General features: G+C 72.5%; 1 protein-coding gene. It reads left to right on the top strand.

The window, feature by feature from the left end; genetic code table 11:
* A partial coding sequence (locus tag MKL01_RS00005) for a polysaccharide biosynthesis/export family protein (RefSeq protein WP_243903201.1) occupies nt 1–1034 on the top strand: 1034 nt, incomplete at both ends.

The following is a 1034-nucleotide window of genomic DNA, read 5'->3' as shown; positions in this document are numbered from 1 at the left end:
GGCTGCACGTACCTGCCTGCGGCGGGTCCGACGGCGAGCGCGATCCAGTCGGGCGCGGAAGTGGCGACGCCGGACGGCGGGATCCTGGCGCGCTACGAGATCATCGACGTGACGCCGGCCGTGGTCGAGTCCCTGCGCGGCCGGCCGCTCGACAGCCTGCTGGCCTCGTTCGGGGACCACCGCCCCTCCGCCGAGCCGGTGATCGGCATCGGCGACATGGTCTCGGTCTCGGTCTGGGAAGCCGGCTCGGGCGGGCTGTTCTCCGGGCCGCTGGTCGCCGACCGGTTCTCGGCCGGGTCGAAATCCGCCCTCATCCCCGAGCAGCCGGTCGGGCGCGACGGCGCCATCTCGGTGCCCTATGCCGGCCGCATCAAGGTCGCCGGGCGCCGGCCCCAGGACGTCCAGACGCTGATCGAGAACGAACTCGCCGGCAAGGCGATCCAGCCGCAGGTGCTGGTCTCGGTCACCCGGCCGATCAGCCAGGCGGTGACCATCACCGGCGAGGGCGCCGCCGGCGCCCGCCTGCCGCTCTCGGGCCACGGCGACCGCATCCTCGACGTCATCGCGGCCGCCGGCGGCAACCGCGCGCCGGTCAACGAGACCTTCGTGCGGCTCTCGCGCGGGCCGCTCACCGCCACGGTGCCGCTGACCACGGTGGTGTCCAACCCCAAGGAGAACATCTACCTGCGGCCCAACGACGTGCTCACCCTGGTGCGCGATCCGCAGACCTTCATCGCGGTCGGCGCCCTGGGCAACAGCACCGAGCTGCCGTTCCAGGCCGACGGCATCACCCTCGCCCAGGCCCTGGCCAAGGCCCGCGGCCTGTCCGACTTCGCCGCAGACCCGGCCGGCACCTTCATCTTCCGGTTCGAGCCCGCCAGCGTCGTGCGCCGGCTCAGCCCCGGCTCGAAGCTGCTCGGCACCCCGCTCGTGCCCACCGTCTATCGCATCGACATGCGCGACCCCAACAGCCTGTTCGTCTCCCAGGCCTTCCGCATGCGCAACCGCGACCTGATCTACGTCTCAAACGCGCC

It is taken from the genome of Methylobacterium sp. J-070 (assembly GCF_022829385.1).
GTDB lineage: Bacteria > Pseudomonadota > Alphaproteobacteria > Rhizobiales > Beijerinckiaceae > Methylobacterium.
Note: the sequence above shows the minus strand (reverse complement) of the source record. Positions and strands in the feature narration are given on the sequence as shown.